Annotated in this window: 22 protein-coding genes and 1 pseudogene; 5 read left to right on the top strand and 18 right to left on the bottom strand. The window is 55.5% G+C overall.

What is annotated here, in order from left to right:
• Positions 1-21 precede the first annotated feature (21 nt).
• The 3 genes from nhaB to PMI22_RS00695 all read right to left on the bottom strand — a co-directional run bounded on the left by nhaB (position 22) and on the right by PMI22_RS00695 (position 3,432).
• On the bottom strand, positions 22-1,524 hold the full coding sequence (nhaB, locus tag PMI22_RS00685) for a sodium/proton antiporter NhaB (protein ID WP_007949393.1): 1,503 nt from the start codon (positions 1,522-1,524) through the stop codon (positions 22-24).
• 77 nt (positions 1,525-1,601) lie between these two features.
• Positions 1,602-2,891: a hypothetical protein gene (locus PMI22_RS00690; RefSeq protein WP_007949392.1), complete on the bottom strand. Its 1,290-nt coding sequence runs from the start codon at positions 2,889-2,891 to the stop codon at positions 1,602-1,604.
• 274 nt (positions 2,892-3,165) lie between these two features.
• Positions 3,166-3,432, bottom strand: coding sequence for a hypothetical protein (locus PMI22_RS00695; RefSeq protein ID WP_007949391.1), 267 nt, complete (start codon positions 3,430-3,432; stop codon positions 3,166-3,168).
• Between the two features lie 344 nt (positions 3,433-3,776).
• Here PMI22_RS00695 and PMI22_RS00700 point away from each other — a divergent pair, with 344 nt between their 5' ends.
• Entirely contained in the window at positions 3,777-5,102 is a 1,326-nt protein-coding gene (locus PMI22_RS00700) for a sigma-54 dependent transcriptional regulator (protein ID WP_007949390.1), read from the top strand.
• Between the two features lie 111 nt (positions 5,103-5,213).
• Here the strand turns inward: PMI22_RS00700 and PMI22_RS00705 are convergent, their stop codons facing one another.
• From PMI22_RS00705 to PMI22_RS00745, 10 genes and pseudogenes are all read right to left on the bottom strand, one after another.
• Positions 5,214-6,494 carry a hypothetical protein gene (locus PMI22_RS00705; RefSeq protein ID WP_007949389.1) on the bottom strand — a complete coding sequence of 427 codons (1,281 nt, stop codon included), beginning with the start codon at positions 6,492-6,494 and terminating at the stop codon, positions 5,214-5,216.
• A 48-nt stretch (positions 6,495-6,542) separates the two neighbouring features.
• A complete protein-coding gene (locus PMI22_RS00710) occupies positions 6,543-7,289 on the bottom strand; it encodes a hypothetical protein (RefSeq protein ID WP_007949388.1) in 747 nt (248 codons plus the stop codon).
• A 31-nt stretch (positions 7,290-7,320) separates the two neighbouring features.
• Positions 7,321-8,001: a C39 family peptidase gene (locus tag PMI22_RS00715; protein WP_007949385.1), complete on the bottom strand. Its 681-nt coding sequence runs from the start codon at positions 7,999-8,001 to the stop codon at positions 7,321-7,323.
• 61 nt (positions 8,002-8,062) lie between these two features.
• Positions 8,063-9,628 (bottom strand): hypothetical protein, encoded by a 1,566-nt coding sequence (locus PMI22_RS00720; protein ID WP_007949384.1) that lies wholly within the window; start codon positions 9,626-9,628, stop codon positions 8,063-8,065.
• Between the two features lie 51 nt (positions 9,629-9,679).
• Positions 9,680-10,252 (bottom strand): hypothetical protein, encoded by a 573-nt coding sequence (locus tag PMI22_RS00725; protein WP_007949383.1) that lies wholly within the window; start codon positions 10,250-10,252, stop codon positions 9,680-9,682.
• The gene (locus PMI22_RS00730) at positions 10,249-10,704 is read right to left on the bottom strand and encodes a hypothetical protein (protein ID WP_007949382.1); all 456 of its coding nucleotides are present in this window, start codon (positions 10,702-10,704) and stop codon (positions 10,249-10,251) included. The genes PMI22_RS00725 and PMI22_RS00730 overlap by 4 nt, the downstream gene beginning before the upstream one ends.
• A 327-nt stretch (positions 10,705-11,031) precedes the next feature.
• Entirely contained in the window at positions 11,032-11,556 is a 525-nt protein-coding gene (locus PMI22_RS00735) for an AAA family ATPase (RefSeq protein WP_007949381.1), read from the bottom strand.
• Complete coding sequence (gene pnuC / locus PMI22_RS00740) at positions 11,553-12,116, bottom strand: nicotinamide riboside transporter PnuC (protein WP_007949380.1); 564 nt, start codon at positions 12,114-12,116, stop codon at positions 11,553-11,555. The genes PMI22_RS00735 and pnuC overlap by 4 nt, the downstream gene beginning before the upstream one ends.
• 415 nt (positions 12,117-12,531) lie before the next feature.
• The gene (locus tag PMI22_RS31510) at positions 12,532-14,118 is read right to left on the bottom strand and encodes a hypothetical protein (RefSeq protein WP_007949379.1); all 1,587 of its coding nucleotides are present in this window, start codon (positions 14,116-14,118) and stop codon (positions 12,532-12,534) included.
• Positions 14,119-14,444: 326 nt separating this feature from the next.
• Positions 14,445-14,762: pseudogene (locus tag PMI22_RS00745) on the bottom strand (methyl-accepting chemotaxis protein); the annotation flags it as partial.
• A gap of 299 nt (positions 14,763-15,061) precedes the next feature.
• On the opposite strand from PMI22_RS00745, the gene PMI22_RS00750 reads away from it, so the two are divergent.
• Together PMI22_RS00750 and PMI22_RS00755 are read left to right on the top strand one after the other, a co-directional pair.
• Positions 15,062-15,892 carry an undecaprenyl-diphosphate phosphatase gene (locus tag PMI22_RS00750; RefSeq protein WP_007949376.1) on the top strand — a complete coding sequence of 277 codons (831 nt, stop codon included), beginning with the start codon at positions 15,062-15,064 and terminating at the stop codon, positions 15,890-15,892.
• A complete protein-coding gene (locus PMI22_RS00755) occupies positions 15,889-16,320 on the top strand; it encodes a DUF1294 domain-containing protein (protein WP_007949375.1) in 432 nt (143 codons plus the stop codon). Before PMI22_RS00750 ends, PMI22_RS00755 begins: the two co-directional genes overlap by 4 nt.
• Here PMI22_RS00755 and PMI22_RS00760 read toward each other — a convergent pair.
• Entirely contained in the window at positions 16,317-16,676 is a 360-nt protein-coding gene (locus tag PMI22_RS00760; RefSeq protein WP_007949374.1) for an MmcQ/YjbR family DNA-binding protein, read from the bottom strand. The genes PMI22_RS00755 and PMI22_RS00760 overlap by 4 nt on opposite strands.
• A complete protein-coding gene (locus PMI22_RS00765) occupies positions 16,673-17,581 on the bottom strand; it encodes a LysR substrate-binding domain-containing protein (protein WP_007949373.1) in 909 nt (302 codons plus the stop codon). Before PMI22_RS00765 ends, PMI22_RS00760 begins: the two co-directional genes overlap by 4 nt.
• 129 nt (positions 17,582-17,710) lie before the next feature.
• Between PMI22_RS00765 and PMI22_RS00770 the strand changes: the two genes are divergently transcribed.
• Positions 17,711-18,322, top strand: a complete 612-nt coding sequence (locus PMI22_RS00770; RefSeq protein ID WP_007949372.1) for an FMN-dependent NADH-azoreductase — start codon at positions 17,711-17,713, stop codon at positions 18,320-18,322.
• A 250-nt stretch (positions 18,323-18,572) separates the two neighbouring features.
• Positions 18,573-19,610 carry an alpha/beta hydrolase family protein gene (locus tag PMI22_RS00775; protein WP_007949371.1) on the top strand — a complete coding sequence of 346 codons (1,038 nt, stop codon included), beginning with the start codon at positions 18,573-18,575 and terminating at the stop codon, positions 19,608-19,610.
• Between the two features lie 19 nt (positions 19,611-19,629).
• On the opposite strand, the gene PMI22_RS00780 is transcribed toward PMI22_RS00775, so the two are convergent.
• The 3 genes from PMI22_RS00780 to PMI22_RS32365 form a co-directional block, all read right to left on the bottom strand.
• The gene (locus PMI22_RS00780; RefSeq protein WP_007949370.1) at positions 19,630-20,817 is read right to left on the bottom strand and encodes an MFS transporter; all 1,188 of its coding nucleotides are present in this window, start codon (positions 20,815-20,817) and stop codon (positions 19,630-19,632) included.
• Positions 20,818-21,039: 222 nt separating this feature from the next.
• Positions 21,040-22,629: an ABC-F family ATPase gene (locus PMI22_RS00785; protein ID WP_007949368.1), complete on the bottom strand. Its 1,590-nt coding sequence runs from the start codon at positions 22,627-22,629 to the stop codon at positions 21,040-21,042.
• 20 nt (positions 22,630-22,649) lie between these two features.
• Entirely contained in the window at positions 22,650-22,814 is a 165-nt protein-coding gene (locus PMI22_RS32365; RefSeq protein ID WP_007949367.1) for a hypothetical protein, read from the bottom strand.
• Between the last annotated feature and the right edge of the window lie 191 nt (positions 22,815-23,005).

Genomic DNA, 23,005 nt, shown 5'->3' with positions numbered 1-23,005 from the left:
GGGGTGCAGTTTAAGTCTGTGTTACAGCCAGAAACTCACCGCATACCAGCCCAATCCGCCCATCACCACCGTATACGGCAACGCCATCCACACCATCCTCCCGTATGACAGGCGAATCAGCGGTGCAATCGCCGAGGTCAGCAGAAACAGGAACGCGGCCTGGCCATTGGGTGTCGCTACGCTGGGCAGGTTTGTCCCGGTGTTGATTGCAATGGCCAGCGTCTCGAAGTGATCACGGGTCATTTGGCCGGTGATAAACGCATGTTTAACTTCAGTAATGTAAATGGTCGCCACAAATACGTTGTCGCTGATGGCGGACAACAAGCCGTTGGCAATAAACAGCATGCCCGGTTGCTGATGGGTTGGCAGCGTCAATACCCAATGAATCAGCGGAGTGAACAATTGCTGGTCGTGAATCACCGCCACCACCGCAAAAAACACCACCAGCAACGCAGTGAACGGCATAGCGTCCTTGAACGCATTGCCGATACGATGCTCGTCAGTGATGCCGGTGAACGCAGTGATCAGGACGATCACCATCAACCCGATCAGGCCGACTTCCGCGATGTGGAACGCCAACCCTGCAATCAGGATCAGCGCAGCGGTGCCTTGCACCAACAAGGCGGCGCGTTGGCGTGAGGTTCGTTCGGCGTTGTCTTCGTCAGCATAGTTGGCCAGCACCGCGCGCACGTTGTCCGGCAGCAGGGTGCCGTAACCGAACCAGCGCAGTTTCTCCAGTAACACGCAGGTCACCAGGCCGACGACCAGCACCGGCAGCGAAACCGGGGCCACCTTCAAAAAGAATTCGGCGAAATGCCAACCCATTTCATGGCCGATCAGCAGGTTCTGTGGTTCACCCACCAGCGTGCACACGCCGCCTAATGCCGTGCCCACGGCACCGTGCATCAACAAGCTACGCAAGAAGGAGCGGAACTGTTCGAGGTCTGCATGGTGAAGTGCGGGTAAGTGCTGGTCATCGCTGAACTCGCTGTCCTGGCGTGGATCATTGCCCGAAGCGACTCGGTGATAGACCGAATAAAACCCCATGGCCGCACTGATAATCACTGCCGTCACGGTCAAGGCATCCAGGAAGGCCGACAGGAATGCCGAAAGGAAGCAGAACATCAACGCCAGAAGTGCCTTGGAGCGAACCCCCAGCAGTAAGCGCGAGAACAGAAACAGCAGCAGGTCTTTCATGAAATAGATACCGGCCACCATGAACATCAGCAGCAGGATGACCGGAAAGTTGTGCAGCAGTTCGTCATACAGCGCCTGTGGCGTGGTCATTTTCAGCAGCAGTGCTTCGATCAGCAGCAGTCCGCCGGGCATCAGCGGATAACACTTGAGCGCCATCGCCAGGGTGAAGATGAATTCCAGCACCAGCAACCAACCGGCTGCGACCGGACCGACCGTCCATAGCACCAGAGCGTTGATTATCAGGAAACCGAGAATGCTTGCCTTGTACCAGCGAGGTGAGTTGCCGAGAAAGTTATGCGTGAACGCCTGGGTCATTGAACCGGACATCGGCTACTCCTTGTTTAAAGTAGCGCGCAACTTGCCGTAACAAGATGGGAATATCAAGCTCGGGGAAGCAGTCCGGTCTAACTTAGGTATCGCACTACAACGGCCTTGTAGTTGCCATCCAATGAATAACCGCCCACGACAACTTTACCGTCAGCCTGAATGGCCACCGACGTCGCGGTGTCCAGGCAGCGGCCCAGACGCGTGCGAACCCAGCAAGTGCCTTCGGCAAAGCCAGGATCTGGTTGCCCGCTGGGTAAATAGCGGGCCAGGAGGAAATCGGCTTCAATCCCGCCGAGGGTGGCGCCGACCGCCACTACACGGCCATCTGACTGGCGCCGGGCGGCAGTCCACTGGCAGCTGTTGCGTCCAATGCTCAGTAGCTGAGGCTTACCGCCGTTGCAATGAACATCCGGGTGACCATTACTGTGTACTTTCAAGGCGAGGCAGTTCATGGGGTCGCGACTGCTGCCAAGACACAGCAAGTCGCCATTGTCTTGTTCAATGATCTGGCTGACCTGAGCGCCGCGCTCCGCAGCCCTGAACGTCATAAAACCATCCGCCGCGAAGGATTCATCCAGATGACCGTCAGGAAGATAGCGGGCCAGCAAACCTTCTTCGGGGAAATTGACCGATCCGCCGACCATTATCCGGCCATCGCGTTGCACCATCAGGCTGCTGAGCCAGGAGTTCATCAGCAAGTGCCTGACGATGACAAACCCGCGGCCGTTGAAGGACGTGTCCAACGCGCCCTGGCGGGTGAGGCAGATCAGCAGGCCGACATGATCGGCCAGTTCGAAATGATGATTGGCCAGCAGCAGGATTCGGCCGTCCGCCTGGACCTGTACGTCGCAGCCTTCGGCGCCCGGGACGCCAGGGGGGAGCCAGAGATCGCGCATGCCCAGGGACAGGTTCCCCGGCAGGCGTACGACGCAAAGCCCGTTGTCGGCAAAGTGTTCGACGGGATGGCCCTGCGAATCGAACAGCGCCAATGCGGGCAACGTTCGATGAGCGTTTTCATAGTGCAGGCCGGCCACCAGAATATGCCCATTGGCGAGGACGTGGACTTTGCCCGCCATTGCCTCGTGACCGTGCTGGAACTGCCCGATAACGCTGCCATTGGTGCCAAATGCGAGGTCCGCCGAGCCATCCTCAAGTAATCGAGCGAGGCCAAAGCAGCTGCCATTCGGCATACCGACGGTCGCCGCCACCAGCAGGCGACCATTGGCGTCAATCTCCACGCCGTTGGCGATACTTGAAAGGCTACCGGCGAAATACACTTGAGTTTTGCCACTGGAGGCGAAACTGTGATCCAGGTCGCCAGCGATGTTCCGTGATGCAGGTAGGGCAAAAGCCGTTTGGTGTGGCATGCACGCATCTCCTTGCGAGCTGACCGAAACCCGAGGGGCGGGAGGGCAACTGTCTGCTAAACATTCAATCCCTGAATGATCGATCGCACAACTGTCATAACTAACAGGCGGAGGGTCACTGTGTGCCAGAACAGTGTCTTTTCGTACCACTGACAAGTCTGCCAAGTAATTCGATACGGCGAAGTTGCAGTGGGGGCGCGCTGTTACTGTTGAAAACAGCCAACTTGATAACAGGCGAAGGGGCGGACTACGTTGTAGTAATCCGCAATCGCCCTTAGTGCGGCATGGACCATGACTGTAATTGATAACCTTCCTGGCTCAGCTCGGCTCGGGCCTGCTGAAGCAGGTGTTCGAGTTTTACCGGGGCGCAATAGGCGCTGCTGGGGATCTGGGTGTGACCGATATGGGTATTGGTGCGGTCAATGACCGTGATGCAAAGCTCGCCATTGCCATCTTGTTGAGCCCAGGCGACGCAGTGGAAAGGCTGGAACGCGCGGTCGGCAATCAAAAGAGCTTCGTTGATACGGAGCGGGGCGGTCATGGGGTCTTCTCTCTGTATGCCCAATCAAGTGATGTGCCGTCGGTTGGGCTTACCGTGCGGCTGGTTACTTGTACTGATGCCCCCAACAGCGGGTCAGGTCACACACAATCAAAAGAAATTTCAAGTTTCTTTCAAATGCGCAACGCAAACGCATCTTTTGAAAGCTGACCGAAAGATTTGACTCGTCAGGTAACTCACAAAAAAACCTTCTTATAACTAACTAAGTAGTGCTTCTATAATCAATCGATACAAGGGCCTGTCAAATTCTTGCTAATGTTACAGCCAGGTCCGCCAAATGACTGTTTTTTCGAATAATTCCTAAAATTTGGCGTCAAGGAACAGTCATGATCGAAACGCCTGCGTTACGACGTCTGTTAGTAGTAGACCCCTGCGATGACTGCCATCGTCTGTTACCGGGTTTGCGCTCTGTGGGCTGGGATGTCGACAGCAGTTCTTTGGAGAACGCCACCGATCTAACCTGCGACGTTGGCCTGTTGCGCTTACAACCTTTTCATCTGGAACGCCCCGAGCCCGTCAAAGAGTTGATCAGTCGCAGTGGCACTGAGTGGATCGCCGTGCTCGATCAGGAAATTCTGCGCTTGCAGAATGTCGGGGATTTCGTTTGTGAATGGTTTTTCGACTTCCATACCTTGCCGTTTGACGTGTCCCGGGTTCAAGTCACGCTGGGGCGGGCGTTCGGCATGGCGCGCCTGCGCGGGAAGGGCACGATTCACGTCCAACAGAATGAACACGAGCTACTGGGCGATAGCAAGCCGGTTCGTGAACTGCGTAAATTGCTGAGCAAGCTGGCGCCCACCGAGTCTCCGGTATTGATTCGTGGTGAAAGCGGTACTGGTAAAGAACTGGTCGCCCGCACACTCCATAAACAATCCCAGCGTCACAACAAACCCTTTGTCGCGATTAATTGCGGCGCAATTCCTGAACACTTGATCCAGTCCGAATTGTTTGGGCACGAGAAGGGGGCCTTTACCGGCGCTCATCAACGCAAGGTCGGACGAATCGAAGCGGCCAATGGCGGCACGCTGTTTCTGGATGAGATCGGTGACTTGCCCTTGGAGCTGCAAGCCCATCTGTTGCGCTTCCTGCAGGAAAAACACATCGAGCGTGTCGGTGGCGGTCAGCCGATTCCAGTGGATGTGCGGGTGTTGGCGGCGACTCACGTAGACCTTGAGGACATGATCGAGAAAAATCGCTTCCGCGAAGATTTGTACTACCGCCTGAACGTACTGCAAGTCGATACCGCCCCACTGCGTGAGCGCCTTGCTGATTTATCGATGCTGGCCAACCACTTTTCCCACTTCTACAGCCATGAAACCGGCCGCCGTCCTCGCAGTTTCAGCGATGACGCGCTGATTGCCATGGGCAAGCATGACTGGCCAGGCAATGTGCGCGAGCTGGCCAACCGGGTACGACGCGGGCTGGTGTTGGCTGAAGGTCGGCAGATTGAGGCGCGAGACTTGGGGTTGATCAGTCACCATACGATCGCGGTGCCGATGGGCACGCTGGAAAACTATAAGGACCGGGCAGAGCGCCAGGCCTTATGCGATGTACTTAACCGCCACAGCGATAATTTGAGCATCGCCGCCAAGGTACTGGGGATATCCAGACCTACCTTCTACCGTTTATTGCACAAGCATCAGATACGCTGATTTGTAGCTGGAAGCCGCAAGCCGCAAGCCGCAAGCCGCAAGCCGCAAGCCGCAAGCCGCAAGTAACACGAAAAAACCCGCTGAAAAAAGCGGGTTTTTTGGGTGCGCTAATTAGAAGTAGTACGGGAATTTCAGGCTGAAGGAAAAGTCTGGCGCATCTTCGGTGACGCCGATGGCCAGGTTGGGAACGATCGTCAGGTTTTCGGAGGCTGCCAGGGTCATGCCGATGTTGAAGTTGGCCGAGTTGTAATCGCTGTTGGTGATTGATTGCCAATCGCCACCGTCCGGCTTGATCTTGCTCTTTCTGGCGAACTGATCAGTGAACGAAAACGACATACTCATTTTTTCGTTCAAGGCGAATGCAATACCGGCGCCGACCTGCCAGGAATCGCCCAGTTTCACGTCCCCAGGCACCTTGGAATTGACCTGAGGACTGATGTCACTGAAAGATTCTTCCATGTTGTAGGTGTAGGCCAGGCTGCCGAACAGCACGGCCGGGTCGAAGGTCTTGACCAGCGAGATACCCGGGGTGATCGACCAGACACCATTGCCGGTAGGCAAGTCCTCGGGTACCGAGAGGTTATCGTTGTTGGGGTCATTGACCAGCTTGATGCCGTAAGGATCATCACCGGTCGGCGCCTTGAGGCGCAGGGTAAAGACCGAGTCGGGCAGATTGGCGGTCTCATCCAGAAACTTGTAAGCAACGCCAACGTTCACATCGCCGATAGTCGGGTCGCGTGTAACGGTTGCGTCCGACGTCACCGGACCTGCACCACCAGCGCCACCGGAGGAGTACGTTGATTCGCGATAGATCACGGGGACGTTAATGTCGAACTGCCAACGTTGCGCCACGTTGTAGCGGGCGGTGAGGTCCAGGGTCCAGTTATCCGCCTTGATGCGGTCGAGGTTGATGTTGCCGAGGAAAATCGAGTCCAGTGCGAGGAAGCCGTTGAGCGTCAGTGCCCGGGTATCGAAGTGGGTGTAGGTCAGGCCGGTTTCGACGCTGAACTTGCCGCCGCCGAAGAAGCCACTGGCCTCGTCGTACAGGTTGGAAACGCTTTGTGCCGGTTGCGAGTCATCCTGGAGCGATTGGCCGTATGAACTGCCAGTGGTTCCCGGCGCTCCGGCGGCCACTGTCTGGCCACCCTTGACTGTTTCAGCAGGGGATTTGGTCAGGCGTTGGGGAACAGGGGTAGCAGGAGCTTCTTCGACTTGGCGAACGCGCTGTTCGAGTACCATCAGCGCTTGCTGTTGTGCTTCGTAACGCTGTTTCAACTCCATGAGTTCTTGTTTCAGCGCTTCGACTTGAGGGTCCGATGCTGCGTACAGCAGAGTGGCCGGTGCCAGGCTACTCAAACAAACAACAACTCTGAACGTTAACGATCGTTGCATGGGTTAGCCGTCCCTTCTGACACTCCATCTGGTGAAACTCAGCGTAGATCAGAATCCGAGAGCGCGAAGACCTTTAAGCTGGTCCAGATTGCCGTTCAGCGAACCGGCTGTCGGCACGTTGTCACGCAGCACGACATTGAGGGACGTGAGATTGCGGACCTGGTTGCCACCCCCGAGTAACGTCGCGTTCTGCATCAGCCCACCCTGGGCCAGACGTTGTACGGTACTGCCTTGGTTGTTGTTGGCCACGATGTTGAGTTGTACACCGGTACCGGTCGAGGACACGCTCAAGGAGCCCGCACCATTGGCGCCGATCAACGTCGAGCCTGCGGCCAGTGCCTGGCCCTGCTGTTGCAATGCCGGTGCCTGGTTAGCCTTTGTGACGTTGATGTCAACGTTGTTGTAGGCAATGTTATTGTCGCCGGCAGCACGCACGACTTGAGTGACCCCTTCGGTGCTGTTGAGGCCGCTGCCGCCAGTGACGGTACCGGTTCCGATGTTTGGCGAACGCGCCGAGCCATTTCCTTTTTCGTCGATCATCGTCACGTAGAATTGTGGTTTGATAGTCGATTGTTGAATCTGCATCGAGGAAGTTGCCCCGATCACTTCACCGTTGGCATTTTGCCAGCTGCTGGTCATGGCAATGCCGAAACTGATGATCCGTCCCGGCATGACATAGCGACCTCGCAAAACCGACAATTCCTGATCGCTCAGTTCAATGGGTTTGAATGTCTGAGCCTGGATTGGCAGGCTGGCGGTCAGGCAGACCACGACCAGCCACATTGGAGTCTTCATGGGTGCTCCCGGAGCATCGTGCTCCTTGTTATTAGAAGAAGTCGCTTTGAATGAATCCGAAATCCATCAATTCTGCGTCTTGCACCGGGTTGAAGGTGTTGACGCGATTCCTGGCGGTTAGTGGCAGGGGCGGGTCGAGCAGCGCATTGGTCTTGTCGTAGCCCTGGCCAATGACGGCAAAGATGATGCCGTTCCAGCCTTTGACAAAGTCGTCGACTTTGTAGCGTTTATGGCCAAGTACCGGATCTCCGATATAGACCCAGCCCTGATGCACTCTTTGCATGACCACAAAATGTTTGTAGCCACGGATATCCAAGAGGACCACAACCGGAATTTTGATTTCGTTCAACGTCTCCGTCGATACCCGATAACCACGGGCCCGCATGCCGATACTTTCCACGTAACGCTTCATGTCGAGCATCGAGAAGCCCTGAACGCGGACAAGATCATGATCGGATTGAGCCAGCATGCCTTCGATGACTTGTTCTTCATTCACGTCCAGCCAGTAGGCCTGGCGCAAAATGGTCGCCAGCGCAGCTGCGCCGCAACTGAAGTCGGTTTTCTGTTGGACCAGGTCGGCAAATTTACGCTCGCGGATGCTTTGGATCGGCTTGTACACCACCGCGCCGCCAGGCAGGACGGATAACGGCATTTGTGCAGCCTCGCTCACGCTGGCCACGCAAAGCAAAAATGCCAAGGCGATGATACGCATGGTTGAACGCCTTCTGGTTGTTTTAAAAAGGCCCCCATAAGGGGGCCTCCAGAGCTAGCATTTAGAACGATTGGTTGGAAATGGCCAGCGAGTTGCTTTGTTGGTTACCCACACCAGCAGCTACGTTGACACCCAGGTTGCCACTGCCGCCATTCACCGAACCGCTCAGAGTTGCAGTGTTGGTCACAGGGTTTGCCCAGCCAGTTGGAGTCAGCACTTGATAAGAGTAGGTGTTGCTCAAATCATAGGAGCTGCTTTCACTGAAGCCTCCCTGTTTGGCGAACTCAGACTCGGACGATTTACTGCCCGATTTTTCGTACGCCGAGGCGCTGGCTTTTTCATACGATGCATCGAGCGATTTACTGAAAGACGAGTCTTTCGATTTGTCGTACGAAGATTCGTGCGAACTGCTGGACGCGGAGTCGCGGGTTCTGTCGAACGAGGATTCGCGCGATCTGTCGAACGAGGAATCACGCGACCTGTCGAACGAGGAGTCGCGCGAACGGTCGAACGAAGTGTTTAGCGATGCGTCAACATTTGCACCCAGCGAAGCGTTTAACGATGCCTCGGAACTGCTGCTGCGGGTGCGATTGCCGAAGGTAGTGGAGTTGGAAGCTGCCGCCGCCGCGTCCAGGCTAGCGTTCAACGAAGCGCTCAAAGCAGCATTATTAGAACCGCTGGCATTGCTGCTGTTGGTACCGCTGGCATTGCTGCTGTTGGTGCCGCTCGAAGCGCTGCTGTTGGTACCGCTGGCACTGCTGCTGTGGGTGCTGCTCGAAGCACTGTTGTTGGAACCGCTGGCACTGCTGCTCTTGGCGCCGCTTACAGCCACGTTAAGGGAGCCGCTGGCACTGTTGCTTTTTGCACCGGCGGCGTTCCAGCCCGAAGAAGCGCTTTGACTGCCGCTGAGCTCGAACGCATTTTCTCGAGAGAAACTACCGCTGGCGGTGTTGGTAACGGTGATCGTATCTACGCGGTAGGTGCGATCGGCGTTGTTGTTGACTGTCAGGCCAGGACCGTTTTGATCGGCAGAAGCGGTAGCTCTTGCGTTACCCAATGGAGCATTGGAGTTGGCAATTGCCATGGTATTTTTCTGCTGGTTAAGGTCGCCACCAGCAATGTTGATACCCATATTGCCGCTGCCGCTATTGCCCGATCCGCTCATCGTGGCAGTGTTGGTGCTTCCGTAGTTGTTGACCCTGTTATTGTTGCTGGATTGAATAACGCTAGCCGTGGCAACGGAAGTACCGAACACGAAGCTGTTATCAAGACTCGAGTCGGAGGCAGCGTTTGCGATGGCGGCTGCGTTGTCTTGCTGGTTGCCAGAGCCTGCAGCCACGTTGACGCCAACGTTGCCGCTTGTGCCGTCGCCAGAACTGCTCATCTCGGCTGAGTTGATAGTCCCTTCGTTACGGATGGTGTTGCCAGTACTGCGTTGCCTATCGTTCGCATTGGCCGTCGCGCTGATAGGGATCATTGTTGGACGAGGAGGTTGGTTGTTTTGTTGGCCACCGTTGTTGTCATCATCGTTGTCATGATTATGGTGACGCGGGGCAGCTTGTACAGCAACAGCCATGACCGCAGCAATTGCGAAAACCAGAGGCCTTATTGCCATTGAAGGTTTCATGGTGATTCTCCGTACTTGTTTTAGGTTAAGTGTTGTTCTTACCTACTAGGGTCAATCCGCGACCCGTACGCTCAGAGTGTTTGCCATTCGGTTTCCCACCCCGGCGCTCTGATTCAACTGAATTACCCCACGACTACCAGTGAAGGCCTGGTCACTAGTAGTGACTTGGCGATAGCCTGCTGCAGGGTCAGTTGGATCAAAGTTGTTGAACAGCGCCACGTTCTGTTGCATGAGGACGCTGTCGTCGATACTTTCCGGCTGCGTACCGATACTGATACGCAGTGCGTTGGCTTGCTGGTTACTGGCACCGGTGCTTTGGTTGACACCCAGGATGCCGTTGCCATGACTGAAGGAGTCGCCCTGGATGCTGGACCGGGCATCCATCTCGGGGTCGACAGGGGAGCGCAACCGTTGGCGAATCTGGGTGGTCGCGCTGGCTCCATGGCCAGCCGCGATGGCGCGGGCGTTAGCCTGTTGTTGTTGATCACCGGCTGCCTGGTTGACCGAGAGGTTGCCCTGGTACTGCATACCTGAACCGTCGATGTTGGCGTTGTTGACGACGGGGGATTGGGCGAAGGTCGATGCACTGCAGAACATGGCGATAGTCAGCAGCGTACGAGTCATTTTTGGCCTCCCAATATGTTCATCATTGGGCTCAGGCCTTTGGCGACGCTTGAATTGACCATGTTGGCAATGCCGTTGCCGCCATTTCCCGAACGTCCACCGGGGAGGTTGGTCAGCTGGGTCTGGTTGGTGATATTGCCGCCCAGGTTGTTGGTGCCTTGAGCAACCAGGCGATTGATGCCTGCACCACTGGCCACGTTGGCGAAGTCACCATCGCTCAACTCGTTCGTTTGTTTGAGGATATGTTGGGACGGATTGGCATTGACGGTTGTGGGGTCAGGGTCCGGAACCAACGGAGGGATCGTCGCGTTTCGCGTCTGAACATCACGTTTGATGATTATGATCCCGTTGGTACCCGGTAAAGAGTCAGCCAGTACGGTCAGGCTGACACTTGAGGCCAGTGCACATCCGATAATAAGGAAGTTATAGATACCTTTATCAAATTTCCCCACAGCGGCAATTCCTTCTGTAAGTGGAGCGCTGGCCCTATCAGCGCTGCCATATATAGAGCAGAAGGTGTGCCGGTTTTGGATCTTCCTATAAAAACAGTCACTTGCCTTTGAATGTTGAGGTGATAAAAACATTCCTGTATCGCCACTGAAACAGCGCCCACGCAAGCGCGCCGGCCATGTTCGCGCGATTGCTCGCCAAAGTCGGTGAAGGCAGGTTGTATCAGTGATTTAACATTTTCTGGTTATAGTGCCCGGACCGCTTTAGCTCGCGGTTCTGCGCGGTGCTGGGTGTTTCAGGGATGGACATTTTCGCTAGGGCGCGCCTCGTCACACCGTGAGCAAGCGTGATACAGCCTCAAATGCCTCATCCTTGCGCTGTTTCCAATCACCTTGCAGTACCTGACAAGGCTGGCGGTGCAGGTCAAGCCATTGGCGGCTTGCCTGGAAAAACGCCTGGCGTTCTGCCAGTTGCGGTTGGCAACGCTGGCCGTCGTCATGCCAAGCCACGGTCTCAGGGCTCAGCAGCAAATGCAAGTCGTAGTGACGCTCCAGCAGTGCTTGCTCGATCCATGTCGGGCAACCGCCAAACAACGTGTGACTCCAAAGGATATTGCTTAAGAGATGTGTATCGAGGATCAGCAGTGACGGCTGTTGGGCTCGTGCTTCATCTTCCCAAGCCAACTGGCCATGTGCTATCGACGTAATATCATCGTAGCAGGTATTGCGCACATTACTGTCGATGAAATGCCGAACGTACTCATTGACCAAAATGCCGCCGAAATTGGCGTGAATCTCGCCCGAAAGCCAGCTTTTGCCACTGGATTCAGGCCCCGTGAGCACCAGCACCTTCATGCGCGTAATGCCGGGTCGGCACGCCATTCACGCCAGCCTAGCACGGCCAGCAGAAGGAACAAGGCATAGAGGACAGAAGTGAGGTACATGCCTTTATAGATGAACAGCCCGACAAAAATCACGTCAACGGCGATCCACAGTGGCCAACATTGCACGCGTTTTTGCGCCATCCACATCTGCGCGACCAGGCTGAAGCCGGTCAGTGCGGCGTCCAGCCATGGCTGGGCGGCATCGGTCCAGTGCGCCATGGCGGCGCCCAGCAGCACACTGCCCAGCGCGCCCACAGCAAGGCACAGGGCCACCGACTTTGCGTCGAGCCGGCTGACCTGCCGGCCGGTATTCGCCTCGCCTGCGCGAGTCCATTGCCGCCAGCCGTAGAGCTGCAGCGCGGCGTAGATCACTTGCAGGAGCATGTCCGAATACAGCTTCACCTCAAAAAAGATCCAGCTATAAAGCAGCACCATGACCAGACCGATCGGCCAGCACCAAGGGTTCTGTTTGACCGTCAACCAGACGGCGATGACACCGAGGGCGGCGGCAAACAGTTCAAGCCCGGACATGGAGGATCCTTGGGAAAGCGAAGTAGGGGGGCGGATTGTACCTAGACGACAACAAAAAGTGTTAGTCAGGCAAAATCAGTAGGCAGGACTTGGCTTTACTAAATATACTGGAAATAACTTATTAAAAACAAAACATTGGATATTAGGCAAAAGCCTGTTGTGGGCAATGTTTGAATACGTACGCAAAGCATTGCGTGTTGTGCGCAACTAGCTTGGTGGCGGAGTCAGTTATCAGTTTGGTCAACAGGCGAAGCTGAGCATGATAAAAATACAAAGATGTATTAATTATTCGGGCTGCTAGCGTCAAGGGTGATTGTGTTCGAGTAAAAATACGCGGACACAATCGCCCTTAAATAGTTGGAGTCGCAAGGTGTGTTTGACAGAGGGTTGCGTTTTTCACCTCTGGGGGTGATCCCTACAGAGCGACGTGATCAGTTGGTATTTTTGTCGTGTATTTAGGTTGATATTTATCCCACCCAGTCAATGAAAAAACCGACTCATGCGAAACAGGAGCGCCGCGTAAAAAAAACTTAACATTTTCTTTCACATTATCATCGTCGCGGTGTCGATAAATCCAGCGCAATTCATGTGCGGTTATAGCCTGACCATGAGGGCCGCTTTTACTTGCAATATCTGGGATGGAGTCTACAAGATGGTCCACACAAAAAATCACCGATTTTTCTCGCACGCTGGTTTGGAACTCAAGCCCCGCCTTACTTGTTTTTGAAAGTCGTTCTGTGATGGTAAGGGTGTTAAACTTTTGTATGTTTGTAACGTTGTATCTTTCGTGGTTTTCCAGGAAGCTTTTAAAATCCATCGCTCTATCATAGTCATTTAAGGTCTGTTTGATTTCTTCGTCTGAACGAAACTTCGAAAAAGACCTGCTATCCCAAATTGCGTTGGTTAGTGTGTTTTGCATTACTATGTCTTTATCTGAGAAATCATTTAAAATATTGATGGCGCGAAATACTGGCCCCCTTCCATGCGCTGTGCCATACACTATATCTCCAGGGCGAAAATGCATGGCTGCATCGATAGAGGTATTATCGTAAGTTTCACCCGGAAATTTAAGGCACTCCGGGTTGATTATGACTTTGCCATTAGTGGCAATATTGACATTGGGTGGAATGTTTTGTGGTTGTATGTCCCAGTCTGTTCTACTGCTTGAATACAATAGTATCTGTGAGAGATCGCTCGGCAGCTCTGTAGGGAGTTTTACTTCGTCGCAGTATTTTATTTCCAGCGTCTTCAAACTGTCAGGTAGTTCAGGTAAAGCTGAAAGTCCATCGCAAATCTCAAGTGAAAGCGATAACAATCCTTCTGGAAGCGCAGGCACAAAATAGTTATTGACTGAAAAACGCAATAATCCATCAGGTAGTTTTAGTTGCTTAATATTACTGAATTTTTCTAGAGTGATTTCTTCTAAGTTATTTGGAAGGCTTGATATCTCAAGGTCTTTACACTTATATATCTGAAGTTTTTTCAAACTGTCAGGTAGTTTTGGTATGGCTGAGAGTCCATTGCAGTCATCAAGTTTTAGCGTCAACAATCCTTCTGGAAGAGGAACCACAAAATTGCTATCGACTGATAGGTGCAATAGCCCAGTAGGCAATTTAGGAAAACATTCAATGTTCTTGCAGTTTATGAGTGTGATGTCTTCTAGATTCTCTGGAAAACATGGTATTCCTAGGTTTGGAATATTGATTAGTTTTAGCTGTTTTAAATCGTTTGGTAGGGGTGGGAGCGAACTTAGTTTGTCGCCGATACAATGAATTGTCAGTGATGACAACTCTTTCGGAAGTGGAGGTAGTGAAGAGATGTCATAAGCGCATATCTCCAAAGTTCCGGTTGAGCATGCATCTCGTATTTGACTTGCGATATAACTCCGATCTTCATTTTGAGGGGCATTCTTTTCCCAATGGCTGACCGGGTCTAATTGTGCAACATCACTTCCTGTGGAGTAGGTGGTTGATACTGGATTTCCTGTTAGTCCTGCTAGCATATTGATGCTCCTTCTATAGACTTGGAGTCTTAAGTTAAATCGCTTTTTTATGGGTTTATACCATTGTGATTGCGACGTTCTTGATTTCGGCCGAAAATAGACTGCTTGAATATTTTTAGCAGTATTGTTATCGAGCAATAAAAATCCGGCTTCTATAAAGCGCTCACTTCGGCCCCAGTTACGAGGTAGATAGTTGTGCACTTTATCCGAGGCACTTCGCGTAGTGACCACACGCTGATCTTGTTCGGGGAGTATTTACATTTTTAGTAGGCAGAAATGCAGAAGCACAATTGTGGCGAGGGAAGCCCAGCGCCACCGGGTTCATCGTTTGTATTGATGTCCACCACCACATGGGCTTGCTGCAATGTCGCGCTGGCGATATAGGCGTTCAAACCGTTGAGGTTGCGCAACGCCTGGCTAATCGCATTCAGACTTGCACCGGCCAGGTCGGCCTGTTCGATTGTCAATCGTGATGCACAGCTGCTGTCGTCGATGACTTTGACCGCCGCTTCCGAATGACTCTGCAAGCGTTCGATTATCGACTGGATTTCGGCCGTGGACTTCTGCGTGCCCCGGGCCAGCAGGTGCACTTCATCGGCCACCACCGCAAATCCTCGACCCAGCTCACCGGTCCGGGTAGCTTGCCGTTTCCAAGTCGTGGTAGTCGTTCAAAATGCCACTGGCGGTCTGCGCCACGTGCTGGGTTTCTGAGCCTTGGGGCAGGTTTATGCGACCCAAGTCCTACTACGCGGCAGCGCTATAAAGGCTTGTCTGATAGGATCTCGGCCCCGCGCGGAAAAACCTGAGTCCTCAATGGATTTTCACGGGATTTTTACGGCTCTGTCTGGATCCTGTTCGCGGGGAACTTCAGCTAAGCTCAGCGCGATAAACGTTTAGGAAAACTAACGGGGCATGCCTGGGGGCATCGCTTCTTGGGGGATTGATGGATCTTTGGACCGCCTTTCAGGCATTGATACTTGGCGTAGTGGAAGGGCTGACGGAGTTTCTGCCCATTTCCAGTACCGGACACCAAATCATCGTGGCCGACTTGCTCGATTTCGGTGGTGAACGCGCTATCGCGTTCAACATCATTATCCAGTTGGGTGCGATCCTCGCGGTGGTATGGGAGTTTCGCCGTAAAATTCTTGATGTGGTCACCGGGTTGCCGACGCAACCAGGCGCCAGGCGCTTTACTGCCAACCTGTTGATTGCCTTTATGCCGGCTGTGGTACTAGGAGTGATTTTCTCCGACTTGATTCACCACTACCTGTTCAACCCGATTACCGTCGCCTCAGCGCTGGTGGTGGGCGGGGTGATTATGTTGTGGGCCGAAAAGCGCCAACATGAAGTGCATGCCGAAACCGTCGACGAGATCACTTGGCAGGATGCGCTGAAAGTCGGTTTCGCCCAGTGTCTGGCGATGATTCCTGGTACATCGCGTTCCGGATCGACCATCATTGGCGGGTTGTTGTTCGGTCTGTCACGCAAGACCGCGACTGAATTCTCGTTCTTCCTGGCGATGCCGACCATGGTCGCAGCGGCAGTTTATTCGGGTTTCAAATATCGTCACCTGTTCGTACCAGCGGACTTTCCAGTGTTCGCGATTGGTTTCGTGACGGCCTTCATCTTCGCGATGATTGCGGTCCGTGGCTTGCTTAAGTTCATCGCCAGCCACACCTACGTGGCATTCGCCTGGTATCGCATTGTATTTGGCCTGGTGATTTTGGCCACCTGGCAGTTTGGCTGGGTCGACTGGGCTGCGGTCGAGCCATGAGTGACGCCGGCGCGCGCCGCAACCCCGGACGCAAGCCCGGGGGAGAGAACATTCAGAATCCACGGCTTAAACTGCTGGTTTTTGCAGTGCTTTGCGCACTGCCGCTGTTTGGTTCGGTGTCGCTCTGGCTGCGTGGGGTGTCGTTGATTCCACTGGCGGCGTACGCAATCGTCAGTGTGCTGGCGTTTTTTCTGTACTGGAGCGACAAGCGCAAGGCCCGCGCCGACAGCTGGCGCACACCGGAAAACGTCTTGCACGCGGTTGAACTGGCTGGCGGCTGGCCCGGTGCCTTGCTGGCCCAGCAGCTGTTTCGACACAAGACCCGCAAAGTCTCCTATCAGCTGCTGTTCTGGCTGATTGTGTTGCTGCACGAGGTGTTCTGGATCGATCAGTTGTTCCTCGGTGCGAACCTGCTGGCATTGTTTTAAAGCAGCAGTCCCACCTGGGTGCGCTTGGGCAACTTGCTCACTACCATTTGGTGGGACCGTTGCAACAAGCCTTGCAGCTCTTCGGCGCCCAGCGGGTAGGGCGTTTGCATGATGATCCACTGGGCTCTCGCCAAATAGGGAGCCGGGTGGATGCCCGGCCGGTCGCAATGTCCCAGAAACAGGTCTTTGTCGACTTTGAAGGCGAGGGAATCGCCGCGCAGGTTTTGCAGCGCGAACATCTTGTTGCCGGCAATCGAAAACACCCGCACACCGCCCCATTTGTAATCTTCCCTGGCACCCGGCAGCGCGAGACAGAACCGCGCGACATCCTCTTCGCTCATGCGTGCCGCTTTCATATCAATCGGTCCCCACCGGCGTTGAATGATTCGATCAAATGGTCGAGCCAGGCACGAACCGCTGGCATCACCCCGCGCCGGTGAGGGTAGACCGCCTGCAGCCAGCCGCCAGGCAATGACCAATCGGGCAGCAGTTGTAGCAGCGAGCCCGCTTCAAGCTCCTGCTCGCAATACATCATGGGTAGCAAGGTAAAACCCTGGCCGGCGAGCGTACAAGCCTTGCGCACGATGAAGTCGTCGATACCCAGCCGCGCTTCCAGGCTCAGCTCAACACTTTTACCCTGTTGATCCAGCAGCCGGATATGCACCATGCGGTCGGCTTCGAGGGCGCCGAGTATCGGCAGGCTCTTCAGCGCTTCGGGGTGGTTGATGTCCCGTCCGTGCAAAAATTCGGGGGTGGCGACCATGACCATTTGCGCCTGACGCAAACGTCGGGTGACCAACAGCGGATCTTCGTCGCCCAACTCACGCACCCGCAGGGCGACGTCGACGCCTTCGGTCACCAGGTCGACCCGGCGGTTGACCAACATGACTTCCAGTTGTACCTGGGGGTATTTTTCAAGAAACCGAGCGATGACCGTCGGCAACCTCTCATGCGCCAGGCCGACGGGGCAGGACACCCGCAGTCGCCCGCGCGGTTCGCTGGACATGCTGGCCACCGCCTCATCAGCCATTTCCGCTTCCAGCAGCATCGCCTGACAGTGCCGCAGGTAGCGCTCGCCCACGGCCGTCAGCTTGAGTTGGCGGGTGGTGCGTTGCAGCAGGCGTGCGCCGAGGCGCTCTTCCAGTTCGGCAATACGCCGCGACAAGCGCGACTTGGGAATCCCCAGCAAACGCCCGGCAGCCGCGAAGCCGCCGGCTTCAACGACTTTGGCGAAGTAGTAGAGATCATTGAGGTCTTGCATGGCGGCAGTCCGATTGTCCTATCAATGGGACGAACTATCGCATTGTTGCGGTCTAATCATCTATTGGTTTCGTCTGTAGGATTCTTTCCATCAGATCGCCCCGTGGCGGTCCTCACCTGGAGATCCCACATGAAACTGTTGCATATCGATTCGAGCATTCTTGGTGATAACTCGGCTTCCCGCCTGCTGAGCAGCGAAGTCGTTAAAGCCTGGCAAACCGCAGAGCCGAACGCCGTGGTCACGTACCGCGATCTGGCTGCCGATGCCATCAGCCATTTCTCCGCCACGACACTGGTCGCCGCCGGTACTACCGCCGAACTGCGCAATGCCGCCCAACAGCACGAAGCCGAGTTGAGCGCCACCACCCTGGCTGAGTTCCTCGCCGCCGATGCCGTCGTGATTGCCGCACCAATGTACAACTTCACCATCCCGACCCAACTCAAGGCCTGGATCGATCGCATCGCTGTTGCGGGTCAGACCTTCCGTTACACCGAAGCCGGTCCTGAAGGCCTGTGCGGTGGCAAGAAAGTCGTGATCGTGTCGACTTCCGGTGGCCTGCATGCCGGCCAGGCCACGGGCGTGGCTCACGAAGAGTACTTGAAAGTGCTGTTCGGCTTCATTGGTATCACCGACATCGAATTCGTCCGTGCCCATGGCCTGGCCTACGGTGACGAAGTGCGTACCAAAGCCATGAGCGACGCTCAAGCGCAAATCAGCGAGCAATTGTTCGCCGCTGCATAAGGCTGCGTAAAAGACGTCAAACTGCTCAGGCAATGCCCCAAAAAACTCTGTATTCTGATCACGCAAGTGCCAGATACGGAGTTTTTTGTTTCTGGTCGTTTCAGGTTGTGGCCCAGGTTATGCAGCAGCGGGTTAACGTCCCCGTTCTGCGCTGACCTTGGTAGCCGCACATTGCTGGTACAAGGCCGCTGCCTCGCTAAACCGAGGAGAACGGGCTTTCCGGTCAAGTAACAAAGGTGGGGGCATCCTTATGGTGCGTCTTTGTGCAGCGTTACTGTTTTGCCTGCTCAGCAGCCTGAATGCAGTGCACGCCGCGCCTGCGCCGCATCCTCACTGGAGCGTCGGCTTCCATGAGATGAGTTTTCTCGACCCCCTCGATTTGCAGCCGATGCGCGCCATCGCGTTCTACCCCTCCAGCGACCGGGAACACACTAGCAAAATCGAGGGTTACACCGTCGAAGCCGGTGAAGACATTCCTGTGGCTATCGGGCGCTTCCCGATGCTGATGCTGTCCCATGGCAACACCGGAACCCCCCTGGCCCTGCATGACCTCGCCACATCGCTGGCACGCAAAGGCTTTGTGGTAGTCGCGGTGATTCATCCCGGTGACAACTCCAAAGACCACAGCCGCCTCGGTACGTTGAGCAACCTTTACGGCCGTCCCATCCAGATTTCCGAAGCCATTACCGCCACGTTGGGCGATCGCATGCTCGCGCCGTTCGTCCATGCCAATCAGGTCGGGGTGATCGGCTATTCGGCGGGCGGTGAAACGGCATTGATTCTTTCAGGTGCCACGCCGGACCTGGATCGGCTGCGCCGCTATTGCCAGGAGCGTCCGGACGACCGTGATGCTTGCAACACCCAAGGCGAACTGATCGTCGACCGCGATGACCTGCAACCCGTGGCCGACCCGCGTGTGCATGCATTGATGTTGATGGCGCCGTTGAGTTTGAAATTCGGCCGTCACACCTTGGCCGACGTTCATGTGCCGGTGCTGCTTTACAGTGGCGACGGCGACCAGCTGGTGGCGTTCGACAAAAACGCTGCGGCGCTTGCGCGCAAACTGCCGATTGCACCGGACTTCAAATTGTTGGCTGGCGCGGGGCATTTCGTGTTCATGGCGCCGTGCAATGACGAGCAGATCGTCAACACCCCGGGGTTGTGCACCGACGCCGATGGTGTCGACCGCGCAGTCATTCATCGCGACATGATTTCCGAGGCCGGGCGTTTCTTCACTCGCTCGCTGGGTATCGCGACCCGGGCGGGCCTGCAAACCGCAGATCAATAACCCACAGGGGCGTGTGGTGTCAGGCCATTGCGCGGCGTTTGAGTAGAAGGGTCAGCGCCAGCCCGGCCACCGACAACAACGCTGCGCTGAAGAAAATCCACGTATACCCCAGGTTCAACGCCACCGCGCCCATCAACGGTCCGGCGATGGCGAGTGCCAGATCAAAAAACACTGCGTAAGCACTCAAACCGGCGCCGCGACTGGAATTGGGCACTTGCTTGATCGCCTCAACACCCAACGCCGGATAGACGAGCGACAAGCCAAAACCGGTCAGCCCCGCGCCGATCAACGCATAACCGGTCGAAGGCGCCAGCCACAGCAGCGCCAGACCCACGGTTTCAATGCTCATGCAGGCAATGGCCGAGGTGAATCCGCCGAAGCGGCTGATACAGGAGATGAACAGCAGTCGCGCCAAAATAAAGCAGACGCCGAATACCGTGAGGCAATACGCGGCGCCGGCCCAGCCACGGCTGACGTAGTACAGCGTAATAAAGGTGGTCAGCGTGCCATAGCCGATGGACGCCAGACTCAGGCTTGCTCCAAACGGTGCTATACGCCCGAACACTGCCCAAAATGGCAGCCGCTCACCGCGAACTACCGGCACCGAAGGTTTATTGCGGATCAGTAGCAGCGCGACAAGCGCCAACAGCGACAGCGCAATGCCCAAACTGGCAAAACCATACTCGGCGACCATCACCACACCCAGTGGCGCACCGATGGCGATGGCTCCGTAAGATGCGATGCCGTTCCAGGAGATTGAACGGGCGGTGTGTTCCGCGCCGACCTGACCCATGCACCAACTGATAGTGCCGACGCCGATCAGTCCCTGGGCGATCCCGAGCAACAAGCGACCGGCGATCAGGATCAACAGGCTCAGCAGCGGCAGGCTTTGCAGCATCGTCGAAAGCAACGTCAACACGCCGCTCAACACAATCCCCGCCAACCCGTAAATAATCGCCCGTTTGGTGCCGATGCTGTCCGACATGCGCCCGGCCATGGGCCGGCTGAGCAGGGTGGCCAAGTATTGCGAGCCGATGGTCAGCCCCGCGATGATCGCGCTGAAACCCAGTTGCTCATGCACATAGCCCGGTATCACGGCAATCGGCAAGCCGATGCAGAGGAAGGCAATAAAGGTATAAAAAACGATGGAGACGATTTGCAGGGTAATCGCCAGGGAGCTTTGCGGGGGCTGTTGCTGCGCTGACATGTGGGCTCATTCGCTGGCGGCGGAGGGAGAGCTGCATCATGGCGTGGGTGTGAAATAAAAGAAAGCTGGCTAACTATATTCGTTGGCTTTCGGGGCCTCATAGCGGGCAAGCCCGCTTTGGTATCAGCACCAGAAAAATCCTCGGCCATGAAATGCAAAAAGCCCTGTCACCAGGACAGGGCTTTTTACTTGCCGCTTGCAGCTTGAAACTAATCGCTGCTCTTAAAACACAACACCCTGACTACGCAGGTAATCGTCATATGTCCCGCTGAAGTCGATCACGCCACTGGCGCTCAACTCGATAATGCGGGTGGCCAACGACGATACGAATTCACGGTCGTGGCTGACGAAGATCAGCGTGCCCGGGTAGTTTTCCAGCGCCAGGTTCAGCGCTTCGATGGATTCCATGTCCAAGTGGTTGGTCGGTTCGTCCATGATCAGCACGTTCGGCTTTTGCAGGATCAGCTTGCCGAACAGCATGCGGCCTTGCTCACCACCGGAGATGACCTTGACCGACTTGAGGATCTCGTCGTTGGAGAACAGCATACGGCCGAGGGTACCGCGAACGATTTGCTCGCCGCCCTGGGTCCATTGACCCATCCAGTCGAACAGGTTGCAGTCGTCTTCGAAGTCATGCGCGTGGTCCTGGGCGTAGTAGCCCAGTTCCGCGGCGTCGGTCCACTTCACCGTGCCGGCATCCGGGGTCAGTTCATTGACCAGGGTGCGCAGCAGGGTGGTTTTACCGATACCGTTCGGGCCGATGATCGCTACACGCTCGCCAGCTTCAACCTGGAAGCTGAAGTCCTTGAACAGGGTCTTGCCGTCGAAGCCTTTGGCCATGCGCTCGACGATGACCGCCTGACGGTGCAGCTTCTTGGTTTGTTCGAAACGGATGAACGGGCTCACACGGCTCGAAGGCTTGACCTCGGCCAGCTGGATCTTGTCGATCGCCTTGGCGCGGGAGGTCGCTTGCTTGGCTTTCGAGGCGTTGGCCGAGAATCGGCTGACAAACGATTGCAGTTCAGAGATCTGTGCTTTCTTCTTGGCGTTGTCCGACAGCAATTGCTCGCGGGACTGGGTCGCCACGGTCATATACTCGTCGTAGTTGCCCGGGAACAGACGCAGTTCACCGTAATCCAGGTCAGCCATGTGGGTGCACACGCTGTTCAGGAAGTGACGGTCGTGAGAGATGATGATCATCAGGCTGGAGCGCTGGGTCAGAATGTTTTCCAGCCAGCGGATGGTGTTGATGTCCAGGTGGTTGGTCGGTTCGTCGAGCAACAGCACTTCCGGATCGGAGAACAGTGCCTGCGCCAGCAATACGCGCAGTTTCCAGCCTGGAGACACTTCGCTCATCGGGCCGAAGTGTTGCTCGATGCCGATACCCAGGCCCAGCAACAGTTCACCGGCACGGGATTCGGCGGTGTAGCCGTCCATTTCGGCGAACTCGGTTTCCAGTTCGGCCACGGCCATGCCGTCTTCTTCGGTCATTTCCGGCAGCGAGTAGATGCGGTCGCGCTCGGCCTTGACCTTCCACAGCTCTTCGTGACCCATGATCACGGTGTCGATCACGGTGAATTCTTCGTAGGCGAACTGGTCCTGGCGCAATTTACCCAGACGCACGTTCGGCTCGAGCATGACCTGGCCACCGGAAGGCTCAAGGTCGCCACCGAGGATTTTCATGAAAGTCGACTTGCCGCAACCGTTGGCGCCGATCAGGCCGTAGCGGTTGCCCGCGCCGAATTTCACCGAAACGTTTTCGAATAGCGGCTTGGCGCCGAACTGCATCGTGATGTTAGCTGTGGAAATCAATTACCTTACCTATCAATGGGTTAGAGCTGGTTGTTTTTGCCTGGTACCGATTTGATACCAATCTGGAGCTTTTCCAGCTCCGCCCAGTCTGAGCTTGAGTTGAGCCAACGCGCATACGCCGTCAGCAACATTTGGACGCTGTGGCCAAGTTGCTGAGCGATGAAGGCGGGGTTCATGTTGGACATTGAGCATATTGTCGCATAAGTATGAAGGCAGTTGTACGGGGGCTGATGAGACAACGTCAGGCCTTCAGGGTTGGGCCCCATACTTATTCAGGTCGCGGACGTCTGTCTGATGCACTCGCTGTTCTTCGCTGGCGGTAACACCTAAGGCGTCATTTTGATCTTGCCAATGCGTTTTGAGCGCTGTTCGGCTG

Origin of the sequence: Pseudomonas sp. GM21 (genome assembly GCF_000282215.1) — a bacterium.
Classification (GTDB): domain Bacteria; phylum Pseudomonadota; class Gammaproteobacteria; order Pseudomonadales; family Pseudomonadaceae; genus Aquipseudomonas.
This window is presented reverse-complemented; position numbering and strand designations above follow the sequence as displayed.

Excerpts from the sequence above, each read along its gene's own strand:
- nhaB (WP_007949393.1), bottom strand. The coding sequence starts at position 1,524 with ATGTCCGGTTCAATGACCCAGGCGTTCACGCATAACTTTCTCGGCAAC.
- PMI22_RS00690 (WP_007949392.1), bottom strand. The coding sequence starts at position 2,891 with ATGCCACACCAAACGGCTTTTGCCCTACCTGCATCACGGAACATCGCT.
- PMI22_RS00695 (WP_007949391.1), bottom strand. The coding sequence starts at position 3,432 with ATGACCGCCCCGCTCCGTATCAACGAAGCTCTTTTGATTGCCGACCGC.
- PMI22_RS00700 (WP_007949390.1), top strand. The coding sequence starts at position 3,777 with ATGATCGAAACGCCTGCGTTACGACGTCTGTTAGTAGTAGACCCCTGC.
- PMI22_RS00705 (WP_007949389.1), bottom strand. The coding sequence starts at position 6,494 with ATGCAACGATCGTTAACGTTCAGAGTTGTTGTTTGTTTGAGTAGCCTG.
- PMI22_RS00710 (WP_007949388.1), bottom strand. The coding sequence starts at position 7,289 with ATGAAGACTCCAATGTGGCTGGTCGTGGTCTGCCTGACCGCCAGCCTG.
- PMI22_RS00715 (WP_007949385.1), bottom strand. The coding sequence starts at position 8,001 with ATGCGTATCATCGCCTTGGCATTTTTGCTTTGCGTGGCCAGCGTGAGC.
- PMI22_RS00720 (WP_007949384.1), bottom strand. The coding sequence starts at position 9,628 with ATGAAACCTTCAATGGCAATAAGGCCTCTGGTTTTCGCAATTGCTGCG.
- PMI22_RS00725 (WP_007949383.1), bottom strand. The coding sequence starts at position 10,252 with ATGACTCGTACGCTGCTGACTATCGCCATGTTCTGCAGTGCATCGACC.
- PMI22_RS00735 (WP_007949381.1), bottom strand. The coding sequence starts at position 11,556 with ATGAAGGTGCTGGTGCTCACGGGGCCTGAATCCAGTGGCAAAAGCTGG.
- pnuC (WP_007949380.1), bottom strand. The coding sequence starts at position 12,116 with ATGTCCGGGCTTGAACTGTTTGCCGCCGCCCTCGGTGTCATCGCCGTC.
- PMI22_RS31510 (WP_007949379.1), bottom strand. The coding sequence starts at position 14,118 with ATGCTAGCAGGACTAACAGGAAATCCAGTATCAACCACCTACTCCACA.
- PMI22_RS00750 (WP_007949376.1), top strand. The coding sequence starts at position 15,062 with ATGGATCTTTGGACCGCCTTTCAGGCATTGATACTTGGCGTAGTGGAA.
- PMI22_RS00755 (WP_007949375.1), top strand. The coding sequence starts at position 15,889 with ATGAGTGACGCCGGCGCGCGCCGCAACCCCGGACGCAAGCCCGGGGGA.
- PMI22_RS00760 (WP_007949374.1), bottom strand. The coding sequence starts at position 16,676 with ATGAAAGCGGCACGCATGAGCGAAGAGGATGTCGCGCGGTTCTGTCTC.
- PMI22_RS00765 (WP_007949373.1), bottom strand. The coding sequence starts at position 17,581 with ATGCAAGACCTCAATGATCTCTACTACTTCGCCAAAGTCGTTGAAGCC.
- PMI22_RS00770 (WP_007949372.1), top strand. The coding sequence starts at position 17,711 with ATGAAACTGTTGCATATCGATTCGAGCATTCTTGGTGATAACTCGGCT.
- PMI22_RS00775 (WP_007949371.1), top strand. The coding sequence starts at position 18,573 with ATGGTGCGTCTTTGTGCAGCGTTACTGTTTTGCCTGCTCAGCAGCCTG.
- PMI22_RS00780 (WP_007949370.1), bottom strand. The coding sequence starts at position 20,817 with ATGTCAGCGCAGCAACAGCCCCCGCAAAGCTCCCTGGCGATTACCCTG.
- PMI22_RS32365 (WP_007949367.1), bottom strand. The coding sequence starts at position 22,814 with ATGTCCAACATGAACCCCGCCTTCATCGCTCAGCAACTTGGCCACAGC.